Genomic DNA, 18,035 nt, shown 5'->3' with positions numbered 1-18,035 from the left:
ATTCAGGGGGGGCGGGCTTCACGCGTCCGCGCCTAGTGCTGAAGGAAGGCGCGCGCCTCGGGTTCGGCATGGCGCGCCATCACCGATTCCACGAACACCACCGCCTGGGTCCGGTTGCGCACGTCCAGCCGCCGCAACAGCGCGGTGATATGCGCCTTCACCGTGGCCTCCGCCAGCGACAGCTCATAGGCGATCTGCTTGTTGGGCTTGCCGGCGCAGATCAGCTTCAGGATATTGACCTGCTGCGGGGTCAGGATGCTCAACTCCGGCGTGGTCTTGAACAGATCGTTCTGCTCCTCGCCGGCTTCCGCATCGACGTACTCGGCGGGCACATAGCGCCGCCCGGCCGCGATCTCGGTGACCGCGAATTGCAACGTCTTGGCCGAGGCGTCCTTCGGCAGGAACCCCATCGCGCCGGACCGCAACAGCCTGCGCACCAGTTCGCTCGATGCCAGAGAAGAGATCACCAGAACCCGCGCCTCGGGCAAGCGCTCGCGCAGCTTTTCAAATCCCGACACGCCGGTCACGTCCGGCAGCTTGAGGTCGAACATCACCAGGTCTGGTCTGAAATCGTCGTCCACCAGGTCGAAACAGGCCTGGAGGCTGCCGGCCTTTCGGATGTCGCATCCCGGAAACCCCAGCGTCAGCGCCGTTTCCAGCGCGTCGCTGTAAAGCGGATGGTCGTCCACGATCATCACGGACGACACAGGCTGCGCGCCCGCGCATTCGTCTCTTGCTGCCAACATGCCGATCCTCCCGAAGGGAAAAGTAGCACCAAATCGAGAATGATCAACCGTTTGGAACAGGCGCGGCGGAACCGGCGGCTGTCGGCCACCCGCTCCGCCTCGGCGCGCAGCAAGACGTCGCCTTGCCCTGCAGGGCCCGCGACCGTCCCGCCCTTCAGCGTGCAAACCGCGCCAGGTCGCCCGCCGGGGCCGCGTCCGAATAGATCGCCCGGTCCAGCTCCGCCAGCCGGGCGCGATAGCGGTCCGCGCCGGGGCCCGACCGGGACAGCGCCACCAGCGCCCGCCGCATTTCCCCGACGCGCCCGGCCCGCGCCGCCCGGCGCAGCGCGCGCCGCTGCGGATGCAGGGCCGGCACCCGGTCCGACAGCCGCGGCAGGCCCGACCACGCCCGTCCGCGCAGGCCCAGCATCAGCGCCGCCGCGAACACCGCCAGCGCCGCGCCCAGCGCCGGAACTCCCGGCATGACCGCTTCGGCGGGGTCGGGCCGGGGCGCCGCCTGCCCGGTGTCGGCGGGATCATCGCCGCTGCCGGGCACCCGCGCGCCATAGGCCACCCGCTGCGCATTGATCTCGACCGTCCGGCTCTGCCGCGTCGTGGTGTCGAAGTAATCAAAGCTCAGCGGCTCAACCACGGCCGACACGTCGTTGCCCGGCCGGATCGTCCAGCGCCAGAAGGCAATGGTCTTCGGCCCCTCCGGCGTCAGCTGGATCAGCCGCTTTTCCGGGTGGGCGAAGATCATGCCCGTGGGCGAGGTCAGCTCCGGCATCGGCGGGATCATCTCGGGCGTGGCCCCCAGTGCCTCGATCCGGATGACCCGCAACACGCCCTCCCCCGGCGTCAGCTGGTCGGGTGCGTTCGACCACTGGTCCGATACCTGCAACTGACGTACCGGGAACCACCAGTCGCTGCCCTCCGGCGCCGGGTCCACCTCGATCGTGATCGGCTCGGACGCGATCTCGTGCGCGAACCAGTCGTCTCCCTCGTCCGTCAGCGTCAGCTGGTGCCGGAACGCCCCGATGGTCAGGGTGCCGGGGCGCTCCGGGTACACCGCCATGCGCCGGATAAAGACCTTCACCGCGCGCCCCTCCACCCGCTCTTCGCGCCAGGTGTCAGGCCCCAGCTGCGACCAGTTGAACCCCTCCAGCTCCGGCTGCACGAGCGTTTCGCGCGTGATGTAACGCCGATAGGTGCCGCGGATCGTCAACAGCACCATCTCGCGCGTGTAGGGCGTCACGGCGCGCTCTTCCACGCTGACCTCCAGGGACAACTCGCCGGGATGCACCTCGCGCGTCTGCCCGACCGCGATGTCCGGGATCATCGGAACGACCATCGCCACCATCCAGACGCACAGGCCCGCTGCACGCACCCCCCGTCCCGGACTTGATCCGGGACCTCCCGCCCGCCATCGCCAGAGGCCCCGGCCCTCAGGCCGGGGCGGGCCCACGACCCTGTCCCCCCGGTCCGCCATTGCAAGCCGCGCTGACCATTCCCGCCCGCACCACCCGGCCAGGCCCGCAAAAAACACGCGCCCCATGACACTACCCCGCCGTCCCGGACTTGATCCGGGACCTCTCGCGCGCCACCGCCACAGGTGCCGACAGATCCACCCGGCCAAGCCCGCGAGGAACATGCGCGCCGCACTTCCTTTCCCCCGTCCCGGACCCGATCCGGGACCTCCCGCCGCCGCGCGCAACAGCTCTCGTGTCGCCTGCAAGATCCCCCTCATCGCGGGTCCTCCGGCTCTGGCGGCGACAGCCCCAGCTTGTCGCGCCGCTTGTGCTCCTGCAGGATCCGCTCGGCCATGAACTCGCCCGGCACGTCCTCCAGCTGCAACAGCCAACGCTCGTCGGCCACCATGAAATAGTCCTTGAACACCCGCCGCACCCCCAGCTTGCCGCGGCTCTCCAGCTCCGCCATGCCAAGAACCGCGCCGGTATTGCTGACCCCGTCCCCGGTCCCCGCCGCGCGCGCGTCGCCCTGGCCCACCTCGGCCTCCGCCGTCGGACCCCGCTTGCGCTCGGGCAGCAGGTCAAGCGCCTCGGGGTCGATCGCCAGCCCCGCGTAATAGGCCGCGACCACGTCGAAATTCGCCCGCGCCCGCGGGTCGCCCGCGGTAATGGCCAGATCATAGGCCTCCAACGCCCGCGCATATTCCCCCGCAAAGGCCAGCGCGTTGCCCCGGTTGTACTCCTCTCCCGCCGCCGCGAACGCCTCCGCCGCCATGCCAAACTCCCCGGCCCGGAACAGCGCCACACCCTGCCACTCCGGCGCCTGAAACACCTCCGCCGCCCAGCCCGGCAGCCCCACCGCCAAGAGCACGCGCCCCAGCGACGCCGCACCGCCAAGAGCCCCTCCCGCCAGCAGGAACACCGCCGTGATCAGCGCCAGCCCCCTCATGCGCCCTGCCTGCGGAACATCAAGAGCATCGGCACACCGGCCAGCAGCAGCAGGTACCGCCCCATGTCGCTCCAGAAGATCAGCGGATAGTCCTGCCGCTCCAGCCGCGCCGCCATGTCCTGCCCCAGCATGTCCGCCAGCGCCTCGCCATCATCAACGCCAAAGACCTGCCCCCCACCCGCCTGCGCATGGGTCCCGAACGCCGGATCATCGCCCATCCCCACCACCGACAGCCGCGCGCCCATCTCCGCCAGCGTTGCCGCCAGCCGCAAACTCTCCGGCCCCAGCCCCGCCCCATCGGTGAACAGCACCACGTCGCCCGCGATGATCTCGGCCTCCTCCAGCCGCGCCACCGCCAGCGCCAGTGCCCGTTCGGGCCGCGTGCCGGGGTCCGGCACCAGCTCCGGCCCGATCAGCGAAAAGGTCTGCCCCAGCTGCACGTGATCCAGCGTCATGCCGGTGGCCAGATACGCATCCCCGCCGTAAACCACGATCCCACCGGGCCGCGTTCCCAGGCTGGCCAGCCCGAACCGGCCCAGCGCCTGCATCCGCGGCCAGCGGGCGTCCTCCGTCACGCTGGCCGAGGCATCGACCACGAACAGCACCCCGTCGAGGTTGCGAAAGCTTGGCGTGTCCCGCCGCTCCACTGCCGGGCCGGCCAGTGCCAGCACCGCGATCACCAGCACTGCCATCCCGGCCCAGAGGCCCGACCGCCCCGGCTGCGCCTCGACCCGGCCCAGCGCCGCCATCGCGCGGATCATCCCCGGATCCGCCGCCCGCTGCCAGTCGCCCAGCCCCTGCCGCCGCGACCACAACCACCACGCCAGCCCCGCCAGCACCGGCAGCGCCAGCAGCCACAGGGGCCGCAGCAATGTCACGTCCAGGCTCATGCCGGGTCCCTCGCGATCACGAAGAGGCACAGCAACGCCGCCGCCGCGGCGGGCCACGGCCAGTAATCGCGATAGACCTCGGCCGCCAGCCCGTCGCTGTCATTGGCCTCCAGCCGGTCCAGCGCCTCGGCCACCTCTTGCAGATCCTCCGTCGTGCGCACCCGGAAACTCTCGCCGCCCGACACCTCCGCAATCGCCCGCAAGGTCCGCGCGTCGACCACGCCGCGCTCGCCCTCCTCGGCACTCTCCAGGTCCTTCGGCCCCAGCGCGATCGTATGCACCCGCACACCCATATCGGCGGCCAGTTCCGCCACGCCCAAGGGCTTCGTCGCGCCCGCATTGTTCACCCCGTCCGACAGCAGGATCACCACCTTGCTCGCCGCCTCGCTCTCGCTCATCCGCTTCAGCGCCAGTCCCAGCCCGTCCGAGATATTCGTCGCCCGCCCCGAGATCCCGATCACCGAGGATTCGATCTCCTGCGCCACCGCCTCGATGTCGAAGGTGAAGGGCGTCGCGTAATAGGCTTCCGATCCGAACACGATCAGCGCCAGCCGGTCGCCGCCCCGCCGCCGCGCGAATTCCGCGCCCACGGTCTGGACCGCCTCAAGCCGCGTCACCTGCCGGCCGTCCAGGTCGAAATCGTCCCGCACCATCGAGCCGGACAGGTCCAGCGCGATCGCCAGGTCCCGCCCCGACACCTTCAGCGCCGACACCGGCGCCAGGTCCCTCGGACCGCTCAGCGCCACCACCAGCAACGCCCACGCCAGCCACAACGCGCCGTCACGCAGCGGCACTCCCGCCACGCCCGCGCCACCACGTCGCGCACGTGCCACCAACTCCTCGCCCACCCGGCGCGGCAGCACCAGCGCGCGGCCGCCCACGCTTCGCGCCGCCACGTACCGCTGCACCAGCCACGGCAGCGGCAGCAACAGCAGCGCCAGCGGCTGGGCCAGCTCAAACATGCGCCCTGACCTCCGCCTCCACGTCGATCTCCGCGTCCCGCCGATACAGGTTGGGGCGCAGCGCATCATACCGCTCCGGCGCCACCTCCCTCAGCAAATGCAGCAAGCCCACCCGCCGCGCATCCTCGGGCAACTCCGCCAACGCGGCGATCCGCGCGTCAAGCCCCGGTCTCGCGGCACCGCGCCGTCGCATGAACGCCAGCCGTAACAGGCCCACCACCGCCAGCGCAGCACACCCCGCCAGCCCCGCCGACACCAGCACATCCGCCACGGCCTCCAACGCGCCCCCCGGTGGCAACCGGATGTCCAGCAGGCTGTCGCGCATCGCCGCCTCCGACAGGGGTTCCCCACTCATGCCGCGTGCTCATCGTGATAGCGGATCAACACGCGCGCAGTCTCCCTCGGGTCGGCGCCCGCATCCACCACCAGCGCCTCGCGCCCCGCGATCCTCACCATCGTCGGCACCGCGTCATTCACACCGATCCGCAAATTCGCCCGTCGCCCGTCGGCCAGCCGTACCGGGTAGCGTCCCGCCGGCAACGCGTCGGTGTTGGACACCAGCAGCAGCCGGATCCCCCGCCTTTGCCCCAACCCGTCCAAAACCTTCACCAGCTCCTCGCCCGGTGCATCGAAGCCCGAGGCGATCACGATCTCCGACCCCGACGGTGCCAGCCGCTCCAGCCGGTGCAACGCGCGGTCCAGTGACAGCGCCCCGCCGGTCGCCCCCTTGTCGCGCACCGCGTCCTCCAGCGCCCGGGCGTGGGCCTCGACCAGCCCGCCGATCACGTCCAGCATCCCGCGGATACGACCCCTCGGCGGCACCACCGTCACGTCCCGGTCCGTCACCGCCAGCAGGCCGACGCGCCCGCCCTCTTCGACCAGCGGCCAGGCATCCAACACCAGCGCCTCGGCAGCCGCGACCGACAACAGCGCCCGCCGCAGCCCCCACAGCATCTCGCTGCGCATATCCGCCACCAGGTAGCGCACCCGGTCCCGCTCCGCCTGGAACTGCCGCACATGCAGCTTGCCGGTCCGCGCCGTGCTGGCCCGGTCCAGATGCCGGATGTCGTCGCCGGGCAGGTAATCCCGGATATCCGCCACCTCGATCCCCTGCCCCTTGACCCGCGTCGCATGACCGCCCGGCAGCGTGGCGCATTGCTCCGCCCCGCCCGGCCCGGTCAACGCATGGGCGCGCAGCGCAATCAGGTCCCCGGCGGCAAGCCGGACCCCCGGCTGCTCCAGCGCGGCACTCACAGCGGCTCCACCGCTTTGACGATCTCCGCCACCACGTCCCGCGCGCGCCGCCCCTCGGCCATCGCCCGCCAGCTCAGCACCATCCGGTGCGCCAGCGCGTCGGGCGCCAACGCCGCCACGTCCTCGGGCAGCGCATGATCGCGGCCCTTCAGGAACGCCCGCGCCCGCGCCGAGGCCGCCAGCGCCAGCGTGCCGCGCGGCGACACCGCGTGCTGGATATCCCCGGCCAGCTCGCCGCCCCGCGTCGCCATCACCAGCCGCACGATATAGTCGCGCAGCTCCGCGGCCAGGTGCACATCCGCCACCGCCTTCCGCGCGTCCTTCAGGCTCTGCTGGCTGATCGTCGCGTCCGAAAGCACCGCCTCGCCATGGGTCTCGGCCTCGACGAGGTTCAGGATCGCCCGCTCGGTCTCGATATCCGGCAAGTCCAGCACCACGTGCAGCAGGAACCGATCCAGCTGCGCCTCGGGCAAGGGAAACGTCCCCTCGTGCTCTATCGGGTTCTGCGTCGCCACCACAAGGAACGGATCGGGCAGGCCGTGCGTCTCGCTTCCCGCGGTGACCTGCCCCTCGCCCATCGCCTCCAGCAGCGCCGACTGCACCTTGGGCGGCGCCCGGTTGATCTCGTCCACCAACACCAGGTTATGAAACACCGGCCCTTTGACGAACTCGAAACTGCCATCGCCCGGCTTGTAGACCGGCGTGCCGGTCAGGTCGGCGGGCATCAGGTCGGGCGTGCACTGGATGCGCGCGAACGAGCCTTCCACCGCCCGCGCCAGGCATTTCACCGCCCGCGTCTTGGCCAGCCCCGGCGCGCCTTCCACCAGCAGGTGCCCCCCGGTCAACAGCGCGATCGTCATCCGCTCGATCAGGCGCTCATGCCCGATCAGCCCATCTCCCAATTGCTGCAACAAAGACGCGATATCGCGCTGGCCGGCGTCTTTCAGCACATCCTGCCCTCCCGAAACACGGACGTTTACCAGCGCCGCGCGGTCTCTCCCGCCGCGCGACACATGCCGTTAACGCTAGGCCAAGCGGCCTGTCGCCGCCTACCTAACCGAAAGTCGTAACCGCCGCCGCCCACGGTCCTACCGCACCGTCCGGTCCGCCGCGCAATCGGGGTCCATCAGCGGCGCGAACCGCGCGTCGGCAAAGCTCTCCGCGCTCAGCGCGTCCAGCCGCTCGTAATTGGCGTCTATGAACTCGATGAACTCCGGCGCATTGGTCTGCGCCCCCGGCGACTGCGCCACCGCGTGCAGCATGAAGACGTCGAACCGGCACAGCCCCACCGGGTTCGACCCCAGGATCGCCCGCATGAACCCGCGCGAACTCCACGGCATCCGGCCCATGTTCACCGGGAATTCCTGCAATTTCGACACGAACCGCGCGTCGCGGTCGAATTTTAGCACATCCATCCCGAAGGTGAAGGACTGGTACAGCTCTTCCACCAGGATCGAGCGATAGAACTTCCGCTCCAGGTTGCCCGGCGTCGACGGCCCCGGCTGCTTGACCATGATATGCGTGACTTGGCCCAAATGCCCAAAAAACGTCTGCGCCATCGCCGGCGACATCGCCGCATAGTCCCGCCCCCGGGGCAGGCCCAGCCCGAAGGCGCTGTTCATCCACGCCACGTCGGCCGACAGCGCCCGGTTCGGCGGCCGCCCCGAATACAGCCGCAGCAGAACCACCCGCCCCGCGCCGCAGCCCTGTGCGGTCGCGCCGGCGAACCGCATCGGCAGCGGCTTGCCGTAGACCTCGCCGATCAACCCCCGGAACGCGGTCAGCACCGCGCGGGTCTCGGCGTGCGGCTTCTCGCCCACCACGCACAGGGCGGCGCCTGCCATGTCGCGCCCGTTGATCCTGACCGGGATCGCCATGTCCCGCCCGATCATCGTGGTGCGCAGCTCGTAACTCCAGCCGCGCCGCGCCATGTCCAGGTAATCCTCGCGCTGGTCCGCCTGCGCGGCCAGCCCGGCAAAGATCAGCATGAGTGCAAGTCGAATGATGCGCATGGCACCTCCCCTGATCGCGCAACATAGGCCAGTCGCGGGATCGTTTCCACAAATCCCGCCAACCGCAGGACAGGGCACGGATTTTGACAACCCGTCGCTCAAGGCATATCCCTTTTCCCCTGAAAAGGAGACAGCGATGCCAGAGCATTCCAAAACCGGCACGATGATCCCGGCGAACACGTTCGCGCTGACAGTCGCGCCCGACGGGTCTCGCGAAATCCTCATGCCCGACGCCAACCCCGAGGATGAGATGCCCGCGGCGGTCGCCGCCCTGACGGCGGTGTTCATCCGCATGGAAACCGACCCGCATTTCATTCGCGACCAGATCGCCTGGCTCGACGCGCGCCCCAGCGCCTGACCGCCCCGCCCCCGAAGGAGCTTTGATGACCCAACTCAGGACCACCGCCGCCCAGATGGTCGCCGACGCCCGCGCCCGCATCGACGAAGTCGAGACACCCGACCTCATCGCGGCGCTGGACGACCCGGACGTCGTCATCGTCGATATCCGTGACGTACGCGAACGCCAGCGCAGCGGGTTCATCCCCGGCAGCGTCCACGCGCCGCGCGGGATGCTCGAATTCTGGGTCGATCCCGATAGCCCCTATCACCGCGATGTCTTCGCCCAGCCGGGCAAGCGCTACGTGCTGCACTGCGCCTCCGGCTGGCGCTCGGCACTGGCCACCGCCACGCTTCAGGACATGGGGTTTCAGGCGTCGCACCTGCGCGAAGGCTTCTCCACCTGGGCCGACCAGGGCGGCCCGGTCGAATACCCCGAAGACAATAAAACCTGACCTACCAAGGCTTTAGAACGATCTTCGGCGCGGCCACCTTGCCCGCCCGCAGGTCGGCAAACGCCGCAGCACCCTCGCCGAGGCCCCGCGTCTCGAACCACTCCAGCCTCCCCAGCCGCCCGTCGAACAGCGCCTGCGCCGTGTCACGGAAATCCTGGTCGGTATAGGTATAGGTCCCGATGAACGTGATCTCCTGCAAGGTCATCCGCCGGATATCGAGGCCGCCCGTATCCTCGCCCAAACCCACATGCGCGATCACCCCGCCCGGCCGCGCCCGCGCCGACGCCACCTTGCGCGTCGCGGCATAGCCGACGGCATCCACCACGATATCGAACAGGCCGTCGGCCTCGGCCACGACATGGTCCCTGCACACACCGGCCAGGAAATCCCGCCGCGACGCGTTCGGCTCCACCACCGTCACGCCCGGCACCCCCATCGCCGTCAGGGCCAGCGCCGCGGCCAGCCCGATGGCCCCGCCGCCCAGCACCAGAGCCCGGTCGGGGCCCGGAACAACCTGCAGCGCCAGCCTGACCGCGTGCCAACTCACCGCCAGGGGCTCCGCCAGCGCGGCGCGGTCCAGCGGCACACCCTCCGGCACGGTGACAAGGCTGCGCTCCGGCATCGCCACGAACTGCGCGAACGCGCCGTCCCTCGGCGGCATCGAGATGATCTGCCGCGCCTCGCACAGGTTCTCGCGCCCCGCCATGCAGGCGGCGCACTCCCCGCAGGTCACCAGCGGATTGATCGTGACCCGCCGCCCCGCGTCGGGCCCCTCCACGATCACCCCCGCCGCCTCGTGCCCCAGGATCAGCGGCGCGGGCCGCCGGTCGTCATGTCCCAGATAGGCGTGCATGTCCGAGCCGCAGATCCCCACCGCCTCGATCCGTATCAGGTGCTCACCCGCGCCCGCCACCGGCTCCGGCACCTCGCGAAACCCCAGCCGCTCGGGCGCGTCATAGATCAATGCCTTCATTTCGCGGTAAACCCCCCGTCCACCATCAGGACCTGCCCGGTGACATATGCACTTGCATCCGAGCACAGGAACAGGACCGGCCCGTCGATATCCTCCAGCCGCCCGTTGCGCCCGATACAGGTCTGCCCCGCGTTGCGTGCCGCCCGCGCCTCGTCGCCAAAGACGGCCTGCGTCAGCTCGGTCGGGAAGAATCCCGGCCCGATGGCGTTCGCCGTGATCCCGTGGCCCGACCACGCCTCGGCCATCGCCCGCGTCAACTGCGCGATTCCACCCTTCGTCGCACCATAGGCGATGCCGCCGGGAAAAGCCCGCGTCGTCTGCAACGAGGCGAAATTCACGATCCGGCCCCAGCCTTTCTCCTTCATCGCCGGCACCAGCGCCCGGCTCAGGAAAAACGGCGCGCTCAGGTTCAGCGCCAGCGTCGCGTCCCAGCCTTGCGCCGTCACGTCATCCGCCGCCTGCCGCGTGTTCACCCCCGCCGCGTGCACCACGATATCCGGCGCCCCGAACGGCGCGGACACCTTCGCCACCAAATCGGGCAAGCCCTCGCGCTCCGCCACGTCGCCCACGACATAGGCCGCAGCATTTCCAACGCGTCCGGCCCACTCCGCCAAGCGCGTCTCTCGCCGCGCCACGCCCACGACCTTCGCGCCAGCGGCGGCCAGCACCTCCGCAGCCCGTTGCCCCAGCCCCGAGCTGGCCCCGGTGACGCACGCCACCCGCCCGCTCAGATCGAACAGGCGGGCCGGGTCAGCCATCCGCGCTCAGGTCGAAATTCTCGCCGGGGAAATACTTGGCCAGCCGCGCATCCGCCGCGCGCGCGTGGCCTTCCATGCCCTCCAGCCGGGAAATCCGCGCGGTGGCCTGCGCCACGGGCTTCGAGCCTTCGCGCGTCGCCCGCTGCCAGGTCACGATCTTCATGTATTTGTGCACGCTCAGCCCACCCGTGTAACGCGCCGCCCCCGAGGTCGGCAGAACGTGGTTCGTCCCCGCCGCCTTGTCGCCGTAACTCACGGTCGTCTCCTCGCCCAGGAACAAGGACCCGTAACAGGTCAGCCGCTCCAGCCACCAATCCAGATCCTCGGCCTGCACCGTCAGGTGCTCGGGCGCATATTCGTCCGAACAGGCCGCCATCTCCTCGCGGTTGGCACAGACGATCACCTCGGCATAGTCGCGCCACGCCGCCGTGGCGTTCTCGCAATTCACCGCCGGCAGGTCGTCGATCAGCTTCGGCACCGCGTCCATCACCGCCTCGGCCAGCGCCCGGTCATCGGTCACCAGCCACACCGGGCTGTTATACCCATGCTCCGCCTGGCTGACCAAGTCCGTCGCCACGATATGCGCGTCGGCACTGCCGTCCGCCAATATCAGACTGTCCGTCGGCCCCGCGATCATGTCGATCCCCACGCGACCGAATAGTATCCGCTTGGCCTCGGCCACGAACTGGTTGCCAGGCCCCACCAGGATATTCGCCGGCGGCAGGCCGAACAGGCCGAAGGTCATCGCCGCCACCCCCTGCACGCCGCCCATCGCCATGATCTTGTCCGCCCCGCAGATATGCGCGGCATAAATGATCGCCGGGGCCACGCCCACGCCGGGGCGCGGCGGGCTGCACGCGGCGATATGCTTGCACCCGGCGACCTTGGCCGTGGTCACCGTCATGATGGCACTGGCGATATGGCTGTACCGCCCGCCCGGCACATAGCATCCGGCGGCATCCACCGGGATCGCCTTCTGCCCCGCGATCAGCCCCGGCACCACCTCCAGCTCCACGTCCGCCACAGTAGCCTTCTGCCGCTCGGCAAAGCGCCGCACGTTGTCATGCGAAAACCGGATATCGGCCTTCAGCTTTTCCGGCACCAGCGCGCAGGCGGCCTCGATCTCGGCATCCGACAACAGGATACTGCCCTCGTACTGGTCGAACTTCCGTGCGTATTCCAGCGCGGCGGCGTCGCCACCCGCCTCGATAGCGTCCAGGATGCCCTGCACCGTCGCATGGACATCCGACGCCCCCGAGCGCGAGGTCAGTTTCGCCTTTTTCAGATACTCCCGCGCCATGCCGGCTGGCCCTCCTTCAGATCAACTCTTCCAACTGCCGCGCCGCCTCTCGCAGGCGTGGCAAATACTCCTCCAAATCCGGCAGGTTGCGCCGCTGGACGGGCGAATGCAGCGACAGCGTGGTCACCAGCCGGTTCTGGTCATCCCTTATCGGCACCGCCACGGCGGTCATGTCGTCCATGAACTCCTCGTTGTCGGTGGAATAATTCCGCTCGCGGATGCGCGCCAGTTCGGCCATCAGCGCGTCGGGGTCGGTCAGCGACCGCCCGGTCCGGCGCGGCATCTCCAGGTTCTGCAACAGCCGCGCCAGCTTGTCGGTGCGCAGCGACGACAGGTACATCTTGCCGCTCGCGGTGCAGTTGAACGGCACCTGCGTGCCCACCGGCAACTGGATGCGCAGCGGCCAATGCGTCTCGACCCGGTCCAGGTATACCATCCCATAGCGCCCGGGTGCTGCCAGGTTGCAGGTCTCGCCCACATCCTCGGCCAGGGCCTTCATGATCATCAGCCGCTCGGTGCGGATGCGCTGCGAAGACAGCGTGTTGATCGACAGCGTCCGCAGCCGCTTGCCCGGCCCGAACGACCGCCCGTCCACGTCGCGCTGCAAATACCCTTCCGCCTCGGCGGTGGCCAGCAACCGATGCACCGTCGGCTTCGGCAGGCCGAGGGCGGCCACCATCGTCGACGGCGCCACCGGCACACCCGCCTTCGCCACCTCTTCCAGCAGCACCAGCAGGCGCAGGTTGGTGGGGATCAGGTATTTTCCGTCCTTGGACTGGTCGTCGGGCATGTCACATCTTTCCTACCTGTTCGGCAACAGCGCCAAGGCCAGGTCGGGCACCAGCGAGACAAGAACCCACACGCTGATCAAGGCAATGAGATACGGCACAGTATACTTCAGCAGTCTGAAGTATGGCACCCCCGTCACCCCCGACGCCACATAAAGGTTAAGACCATAGGGCGGAGTGATGAACCCGATGGACGCCCCCACCAGGAAGATCACCGAGAAATGCACCGGATCGACGCCCACGCTGGCCGCAATCGGCGCAAGAATGGGCGCCAGGATGATCGTGACCGGCAGCGATTCCAGGATCATGCCGGAAAAGAACACGATCAGCATCGCGGTGAACAGGACCGGATAATAGCCCCCCATCGAGGTCAGGAAATCGCCGATCACAACCTGCGCGCCCAGCAGCGACAGGATCTGCTGCATCACCACCGAGATGGCGATCAGCGGCGCCAGGATGCCCGTGATCTGCGCCGAGCGCATCACGATACCGGGGATCTCGGGGATGGTGAAGCCTTCGACCACCAGCATCGACAGGTACGATTTCTCGTTCCAAGGCTTCGTCCCGTCGAGGCGGAACATGCGGCTCACCACCCAGCTCAGCAGCCCCGCGATGATGCAAAAGCCCACCGTCACGCCCGCCGCCTCGGTCGGGGAAAACTTGCCGGTATAAATGCCCCACAGCACCAGCCCGATGGCAAAGAACCCCAGCCAGGCCCCGAACGCGGTTTTCAGAACCCGGTTCAGTTGCAGCGGGATCAGGTAGCCCCAGCCATTCATCCGGCAGATGATCCAACAGGCGAACTGCATCCCGATGACCATCAGCGCGCCGGGCAGGATCCCCGCCACGAACAGGTCCGAAATCGGCAGGTTCATCAGGAAGCCGTAGACGATGAAGATGATCGACGGCGGGATGATGATCCCGACCGTGCCGCCCGCCGCCGCCGTCGCCGCACTGAACCGCTCGTCATAGCCACCCTTGACCATCTCGGGATGCAGCATCGACCCGATCGTGGCCGTCGTGGCCGAGTTCGAGCCCGAAATCGCGGCAAACAGCCCGCACGCCCCAAGGCTCGCCATGGCGAGACCCCCTCGCAACCAGCCCAGACAGGCATAGGCAAAGTCAGACAGCCTTCGCGCAATCCCCGACTTGTTGATCAGGTCGCCGGTCAGGATGAACAGCGGCATCGCCAGCAGGGCGAACCCCTTGTTGAACACGTTCAGCAATTCCGCGCCCAGGTTGTCCAACGTCAGGTCCAGCACGAAACTGCACCCGATCACCCAATAGGCGATCACCAGGAACACAGGCACACCCAGCATGAACAGGAACGTCACGCCCAGTGAAATCAGCGTAATCAGGGTCCCGTCGGTCATCACACATCTCCACCGATCACGGCCTGCTTGATCAGCGGCCGCCCCGAGCGCCAATTGGAAATATCCTCGAAAAGGTTCTGGAACGTCCGCGCCGCCATCAGCAGGAACGCGATCGGCGCGGTGATCAGGAACCACCATTGCAGCGTGTTGTCCGTGCCCAGCACGATCTGGAAATTCGACGCCGACAGCGCGGCGGCCCGCGCCGTGGTGACCATCACGATGACGGCAAAGACGAACCACAGCACCGCGTCCAGCATCAGGCAGGCGAACTGTCCGCTCCGCGGCATCCGGCTGCGGAACTCCGCAAAGCTCAGATGGGTGCGCAGGGCCACGTTATACGTCGCCCCGAACCACGCCATGATCATGAACAGCAAGGGCGGGATCGTCGTCGACCACGGCAGCTGGCTGGAAAAGACGAAGCGGTCGATCACCCCCCAGAAGATGATCAGCGCCACCGCCAGGTAGGCCACCACCATGATCGTGCGCTCAAGGTGCCGCTCGACGAAGGGCAGCGCGCGGTACATCGCCGCCAGCGCCAGCCCGCCCACCAGCGCCACGACCGTGCCCAAGTACCATGCGGCATTCGATTGCAGCGATTCCCGGATCATCCACGCATCGTTCGACGCGACGGCCGAAAAAATCTCTCCCACGTCGGTCATGATCGACATGGCATCCTCCCATTGTCGTTGCGCCGGCGTGCTCCGCCGGTCTCGGACTGGTTGCTACCGGCCCCCGTTTGAAGGGGCCGGCACCATGATGTCTATGAAAGCGTCAGCCTTTCCACCAGCGGCGCGGCTCGACATTCTCGGCCAGAGTCACGTCATGCTCGCGCACGGTGTCATAGATCTCCTGGTAGGTATCCAGACCGCCCGACCACTGGTTCAGCCGCTCGCGCCACTGTTCCCACAGCTGCGGCTGGAACTCGGGGCTGCACATTTCCTCGGCCTTCTTGATCTCCTCGTCCGGCAGCGCCGCGACCCGCACGTTGTTCTGTGCAAAGATCGTGTCGGGGCCCTGGTGAGGATGGCTGAAGCCCACCGTGTTGACCAGCGCGGCCTCGTTCGCCGCCTGCACGTAGGATTGCGCGTAATACGCCGATTCCATCACAGCGTCCTGCAACGCGCCGTCCAGGCCGTCGAAGACCGACGCGCTCATCGCCGTGTGCTCTGTCCCGCAGAAGAACTTCAGGTCCACGCACTGGCTTACGACCGGCGACATGTTGGCATAGGCCACCGCCGAGGCCCAGGTCTCGGCCCCGTCGATCAGGCCCTGCTTCAGACCGTCCAGCGTTTCCTCCCACGCGATCGGCACCGGGTTCAGGTTCAGCGCTTCCATCGCGATCCGCCCCAGCTGCGTGCCCGTGACACGGTTCTTGGTGCCGAAGATCTCCTCCAGCTTGGTCACCGTCGGCTTGTCCTCCCACGACAGGCCCAACTGGATGCCGCGCAGCTCCGCGTGGCTGAACAGGAACTTCAGCCCGTGCCGCTTCTCCAGCGGGTCCCGTAGGATTTCCACGCTTTTCGGGTGATAGAGGAAATAATACTGGTCCGCCCGGCTGCGGAACATATAGGCATAGTCCAGCACGTTCAGATAAGGCGCGCCCCCGGCCGAGTTCTGGGTCGAGGCCGCGTACATGTCGGTGATGCCCTGCTGCGTTTTCTCCACGCAGGACAGCTGGTTGCAGATCTGGTTGTTGCCGATGAACTCGATCCGGATCTCCCCGTCCGTCCGGCTCTCCAGGTCGCGGGCAAAGTCCAGCACGCCCGCCCGTTCGATCAGCAGGTTCTGCGGGTTGAACCCCGCCGCCCCCAGTTTCAGCGTGTGCTTCGCCTCCTTCGAGAATCGCTTCTCATAGGTCGATTCCGCCGCACGCGCCAGGTTCGCCGCCGTCATTGCACCACCAAAGGCCCCCGCCGCCATGAGCGTCGAACTCATGCCGTAAGTGCCTGCTATCTTGAAAAAATCCCGGCGCGAAACGCCCTTCACTCGGTCATAAATTGCCATTTAATCCTCCCATTTTGACAACTTTTGAGACGTAACGTTTCAAAAAAGACTAGAATAGCTTTCCCGTTCTGCATAGAGTTTTTTTGAGAAGCGGGAGGAAAACTGGTGGATACCGATTACGTGATCGTCGGCGCGGGCTCTGCGGGCTGCGTCGTGGCCAACCGGCTCAGCAAGGACCCCAAGGTGCGCGTCACCCTGCTCGAAGCGGGCCCGCCAGACCGCAATCCGTGGATTCACATCCCGGTCGGCTACTTCAAGACGATGCACAATCCCACCGTCGACTGGTGCTACAAGACCGAGCCCGACCCCGGTCTCAACGGCCGCGCCATCGACTGGCCGCGCGGCAAGGTGCTGGGCGGGTCGTCCTCGCTCAACGGGCTTCTCTACGTGCGCGGCCAGCCGCAGGATTACGACCGCTGGCGCCAGATGGGCAACACCGGCTGGGGCTGGGACGACGTTCTGCCCCTCTTCAAACGGGCCGAGAACAACGAGCGCGGCGCCGACGCGCATCACGGCGACGCCGGCCCGCTCTCGGTCTCCAACATGCGCATCCAGCGCCCCATCTGCGACGCCTGGGTCGCCGCCGCCCAGACCGCAGGCTACCCCTTCAACCCCGATTACAATGGCGAAGACCAGGAGGGCGTGGGCTACTTCCAGCTCACCACCCGCAACGGCCGCCGGTGCAGCGCCGCCGTGGCCTACTTGCGCCCCATCCGCGACCGCAAGAACCTCAGGATCGTCACAAACGCCCAGGTCACCCGCGTGCTGATCGACGGCAAGCGCGTCACCGGCGTCGAATACCGCGACAAGCGCGGCCAGCTTCAGACCATCGGCGCGAACCGCGAAGTGATCCTATCGGGCGGCGCCATCAATAGCCCGCAGATCCTCATGCTGTCAGGCCTGGGCGACCCCGAGCACCTCCGGCAGAACGGCATCAGGCCGCACCACGCCCTGCCCGGCGTGGGCCGCAATCTCCAGGACCACCTGCAGGCGCGGCTGGTGTTCAAATGCAACGAACCCACCCTGAATGACGAGGTGCGCAGCCTCGCCTCGCAAGCCCGCATCGCGCTCAAATACGCGCTCTTCCGCGCCGGGCCGATGACCATGGCCGCCAGCCTCGCCACCGGCTTCCTGAAAACCCGCCCCGACGTGGACACCCCCGACATCCAGTTCCACGTCCAGCCCTGGTCCGCCGACAGCCCCGGCGCGGGCGTGCACCCGTTCTCGGCCTTCACCATGTCGGTCTGCCAGCTGCGCCCCGAAAGCCGGGGCGAGATCCGCCTTGATGGTCCCGACCCCAAGACCTATCCCAAGATCCACCCGCATTACCTCTCGACCGATCTCGACTGCCGCACCCTCACCGAAGGCGTCAAGATCGCCCGCCGCATCGCCCGCCACGCGCCCTTGTCCACCAAGATCGCCGAGGAATTCCGCCCCAACGCCGATCTGCCGATGAACGACGACGCCGCCACGCTCGACTGGGCGCGCAACCACTCGGTCTCGATCTATCACCCCACCGGCACCTGCAAGATGGGCGACGACCCGCAGGCCGTGGTCGACGCCCGCCTGCGCGTGCATGGGCTTACGGGCCTGCGCGTGGCCGATTGCTCGATCATGCCCGAAATCGTCTCCGGCAACACCAACGCCCCCGCCATCATGATCGGAGAGAAATGCGCCGACCTCGTGCTGGAAGACGCCTGACCCGTAGGGTGGGTGACAACCCACCTTTGGTGGGTGAAAACCCACGCGCACCGCGACACGCATACCCCACGGGTGCCCAAAATCCC

19 protein-coding genes are annotated in these 18,035 nt (G+C 67.9%); 3 read left to right on the top strand and 16 right to left on the bottom strand.

Annotation, left to right across the window (positions count from 1 at the left end):
• Window positions 1–32 precede the first annotated feature (32 nt).
• The 9 genes from FIU85_RS17445 to FIU85_RS17405 form a co-directional block, all read right to left on the bottom strand.
• Window positions 33–746: a response regulator transcription factor gene (locus FIU85_RS17445; RefSeq protein WP_152497795.1), complete on the bottom strand. Its 714-nt coding sequence runs from the start codon at window positions 744–746 to the stop codon at window positions 33–35.
• Window positions 747–900: 154 nt separating this feature from the next.
• The gene (locus FIU85_RS17440) at window positions 901–2,112 is read right to left on the bottom strand and encodes a hypothetical protein (protein ID WP_254702937.1); all 1,212 of its coding nucleotides are present in this window, start codon (window positions 2,110–2,112) and stop codon (window positions 901–903) included.
• A 356-nt stretch (window positions 2,113–2,468) separates the two neighbouring features.
• Window positions 2,469–3,143, bottom strand: coding sequence for a hypothetical protein (locus FIU85_RS17435; RefSeq protein WP_152497794.1), 675 nt, complete (start codon window positions 3,141–3,143; stop codon window positions 2,469–2,471).
• Complete coding sequence (locus tag FIU85_RS17430) at window positions 3,140–4,033, bottom strand: VWA domain-containing protein (RefSeq protein WP_152497793.1); 894 nt, start codon at window positions 4,031–4,033, stop codon at window positions 3,140–3,142. Before FIU85_RS17430 ends, FIU85_RS17435 begins: the two co-directional genes overlap by 4 nt.
• On the bottom strand, window positions 4,030–4,995 hold the full coding sequence (locus FIU85_RS17425) for a VWA domain-containing protein (protein ID WP_152497792.1): 966 nt from the start codon (window positions 4,993–4,995) through the stop codon (window positions 4,030–4,032). Before FIU85_RS17425 ends, FIU85_RS17430 begins: the two co-directional genes overlap by 4 nt.
• The gene (locus tag FIU85_RS17420; RefSeq protein WP_152497791.1) at window positions 4,988–5,350 is read right to left on the bottom strand and encodes a hypothetical protein; all 363 of its coding nucleotides are present in this window, start codon (window positions 5,348–5,350) and stop codon (window positions 4,988–4,990) included. Before FIU85_RS17420 ends, FIU85_RS17425 begins: the two co-directional genes overlap by 8 nt.
• The gene (locus FIU85_RS17415; protein ID WP_152497790.1) at window positions 5,347–6,249 is read right to left on the bottom strand and encodes a DUF58 domain-containing protein; all 903 of its coding nucleotides are present in this window, start codon (window positions 6,247–6,249) and stop codon (window positions 5,347–5,349) included. The genes FIU85_RS17420 and FIU85_RS17415 overlap by 4 nt, the downstream gene beginning before the upstream one ends.
• A complete protein-coding gene (locus tag FIU85_RS17410) occupies window positions 6,246–7,199 on the bottom strand; it encodes a MoxR family ATPase (RefSeq protein WP_254702936.1) in 954 nt (317 codons plus the stop codon). Before FIU85_RS17410 ends, FIU85_RS17415 begins: the two co-directional genes overlap by 4 nt.
• A 138-nt stretch (window positions 7,200–7,337) precedes the next feature.
• A complete protein-coding gene (locus tag FIU85_RS17405) occupies window positions 7,338–8,261 on the bottom strand; it encodes a hypothetical protein (RefSeq protein ID WP_152497789.1) in 924 nt (307 codons plus the stop codon).
• Between the two features lie 136 nt (window positions 8,262–8,397).
• Between FIU85_RS17405 and FIU85_RS17400 the strand changes: the two genes are divergently transcribed.
• A complete protein-coding gene (locus tag FIU85_RS17400) occupies window positions 8,398–8,619 on the top strand; it encodes a hypothetical protein (protein ID WP_152497788.1) in 222 nt (73 codons plus the stop codon).
• Window positions 8,620–8,644: 25 nt separating this feature from the next.
• Window positions 8,645–9,052: a rhodanese-like domain-containing protein gene (locus tag FIU85_RS17395; protein ID WP_152497787.1), complete on the top strand. Its 408-nt coding sequence runs from the start codon at window positions 8,645–8,647 to the stop codon at window positions 9,050–9,052.
• Window position 9,053: 1 nt separating this feature from the next.
• Here the strand turns inward: FIU85_RS17395 and FIU85_RS17390 are convergent, their stop codons facing one another.
• The 7 genes from FIU85_RS17390 to FIU85_RS17360 all read right to left on the bottom strand — a co-directional run bounded on the left by FIU85_RS17390 (window position 9,054) and on the right by FIU85_RS17360 (window position 16,248).
• Entirely contained in the window at window positions 9,054–10,025 is a 972-nt protein-coding gene (locus FIU85_RS17390) for a zinc-binding dehydrogenase (RefSeq protein WP_152497786.1), read from the bottom strand.
• Window positions 10,022–10,783, bottom strand: coding sequence for an SDR family NAD(P)-dependent oxidoreductase (locus tag FIU85_RS17385; protein ID WP_152497785.1), 762 nt, complete (start codon window positions 10,781–10,783; stop codon window positions 10,022–10,024). Before FIU85_RS17385 ends, FIU85_RS17390 begins: the two co-directional genes overlap by 4 nt.
• Window positions 10,776–12,083, bottom strand: a complete 1,308-nt coding sequence (gene hisD / locus FIU85_RS17380) for a histidinol dehydrogenase (RefSeq protein ID WP_152497784.1) — start codon at window positions 12,081–12,083, stop codon at window positions 10,776–10,778. Before hisD ends, FIU85_RS17385 begins: the two co-directional genes overlap by 8 nt.
• Before the next feature lie 16 nt (window positions 12,084–12,099).
• Window positions 12,100–12,873 carry an IclR family transcriptional regulator gene (locus tag FIU85_RS17375; RefSeq protein ID WP_152497783.1) on the bottom strand — a complete coding sequence of 258 codons (774 nt, stop codon included), beginning with the start codon at window positions 12,871–12,873 and terminating at the stop codon, window positions 12,100–12,102.
• 12 nt (window positions 12,874–12,885) lie between these two features.
• Entirely contained in the window at window positions 12,886–14,244 is a 1,359-nt protein-coding gene (locus FIU85_RS17370) for a TRAP transporter large permease (RefSeq protein WP_152497782.1), read from the bottom strand.
• Entirely contained in the window at window positions 14,244–14,912 is a 669-nt protein-coding gene (locus tag FIU85_RS17365) for a TRAP transporter small permease (protein WP_152497781.1), read from the bottom strand. Before FIU85_RS17365 ends, FIU85_RS17370 begins: the two co-directional genes overlap by 1 nt.
• A gap of 103 nt (window positions 14,913–15,015) precedes the next feature.
• On the bottom strand, window positions 15,016–16,248 hold the full coding sequence (locus FIU85_RS17360; protein ID WP_152493146.1) for a TRAP transporter substrate-binding protein: 1,233 nt from the start codon (window positions 16,246–16,248) through the stop codon (window positions 15,016–15,018).
• A gap of 105 nt (window positions 16,249–16,353) precedes the next feature.
• On the opposite strand from FIU85_RS17360, the gene FIU85_RS17355 reads away from it, so the two are divergent.
• Window positions 16,354–17,949: a GMC family oxidoreductase gene (locus FIU85_RS17355; protein WP_152497780.1), complete on the top strand. Its 1,596-nt coding sequence runs from the start codon at window positions 16,354–16,356 to the stop codon at window positions 17,947–17,949.
• The last annotated feature ends 86 nt before the right edge of the window (window positions 17,950–18,035 follow it).

The sequence above is a fragment of the Roseovarius sp. THAF8 genome (genome assembly GCF_009363735.1).
Taxonomy (GTDB): Bacteria; Pseudomonadota; Alphaproteobacteria; order Rhodobacterales; family Rhodobacteraceae; genus Roseovarius.
Note: the sequence above shows the minus strand (reverse complement) of the source record. Positions and strands in the feature narration are given on the sequence as shown.

What these genes read in the sequence shown, in the direction of transcription:
- FIU85_RS17445 (WP_152497795.1), bottom strand. Translation starts at nt 746, where the DNA reads ATGTTGGCAGCAAGAGACGAATGCGCGGGCGCGCAGCCTGTGTCGTCC.
- FIU85_RS17435 (WP_152497794.1), bottom strand. Translation starts at nt 3,143, where the DNA reads ATGAGGGGGCTGGCGCTGATCACGGCGGTGTTCCTGCTGGCGGGAGGG.
- FIU85_RS17430 (WP_152497793.1), bottom strand. Translation starts at nt 4,033, where the DNA reads ATGAGCCTGGACGTGACATTGCTGCGGCCCCTGTGGCTGCTGGCGCTG.
- FIU85_RS17425 (WP_152497792.1), bottom strand. Translation starts at nt 4,995, where the DNA reads ATGTTTGAGCTGGCCCAGCCGCTGGCGCTGCTGTTGCTGCCGCTGCCG.
- FIU85_RS17420 (WP_152497791.1), bottom strand. Translation starts at nt 5,350, where the DNA reads ATGAGTGGGGAACCCCTGTCGGAGGCGGCGATGCGCGACAGCCTGCTG.
- FIU85_RS17405 (WP_152497789.1), bottom strand. Translation starts at nt 8,261, where the DNA reads ATGCGCATCATTCGACTTGCACTCATGCTGATCTTTGCCGGGCTGGCC.
- FIU85_RS17400 (WP_152497788.1), top strand. Translation starts at nt 8,398, where the DNA reads ATGCCAGAGCATTCCAAAACCGGCACGATGATCCCGGCGAACACGTTC.
- FIU85_RS17395 (WP_152497787.1), top strand. Translation starts at nt 8,645, where the DNA reads ATGACCCAACTCAGGACCACCGCCGCCCAGATGGTCGCCGACGCCCGC.
- FIU85_RS17390 (WP_152497786.1), bottom strand. Translation starts at nt 10,025, where the DNA reads ATGAAGGCATTGATCTATGACGCGCCCGAGCGGCTGGGGTTTCGCGAG.
- FIU85_RS17385 (WP_152497785.1), bottom strand. Translation starts at nt 10,783, where the DNA reads ATGGCTGACCCGGCCCGCCTGTTCGATCTGAGCGGGCGGGTGGCGTGC.
- hisD (WP_152497784.1), bottom strand. Translation starts at nt 12,083, where the DNA reads ATGGCGCGGGAGTATCTGAAAAAGGCGAAACTGACCTCGCGCTCGGGG.
- FIU85_RS17375 (WP_152497783.1), bottom strand. Translation starts at nt 12,873, where the DNA reads ATGCCCGACGACCAGTCCAAGGACGGAAAATACCTGATCCCCACCAAC.
- FIU85_RS17370 (WP_152497782.1), bottom strand. Translation starts at nt 14,244, where the DNA reads ATGACCGACGGGACCCTGATTACGCTGATTTCACTGGGCGTGACGTTC.
- FIU85_RS17365 (WP_152497781.1), bottom strand. Translation starts at nt 14,912, where the DNA reads ATGTCGATCATGACCGACGTGGGAGAGATTTTTTCGGCCGTCGCGTCG.
- FIU85_RS17360 (WP_152493146.1), bottom strand. Translation starts at nt 16,248, where the DNA reads ATGGCAATTTATGACCGAGTGAAGGGCGTTTCGCGCCGGGATTTTTTC.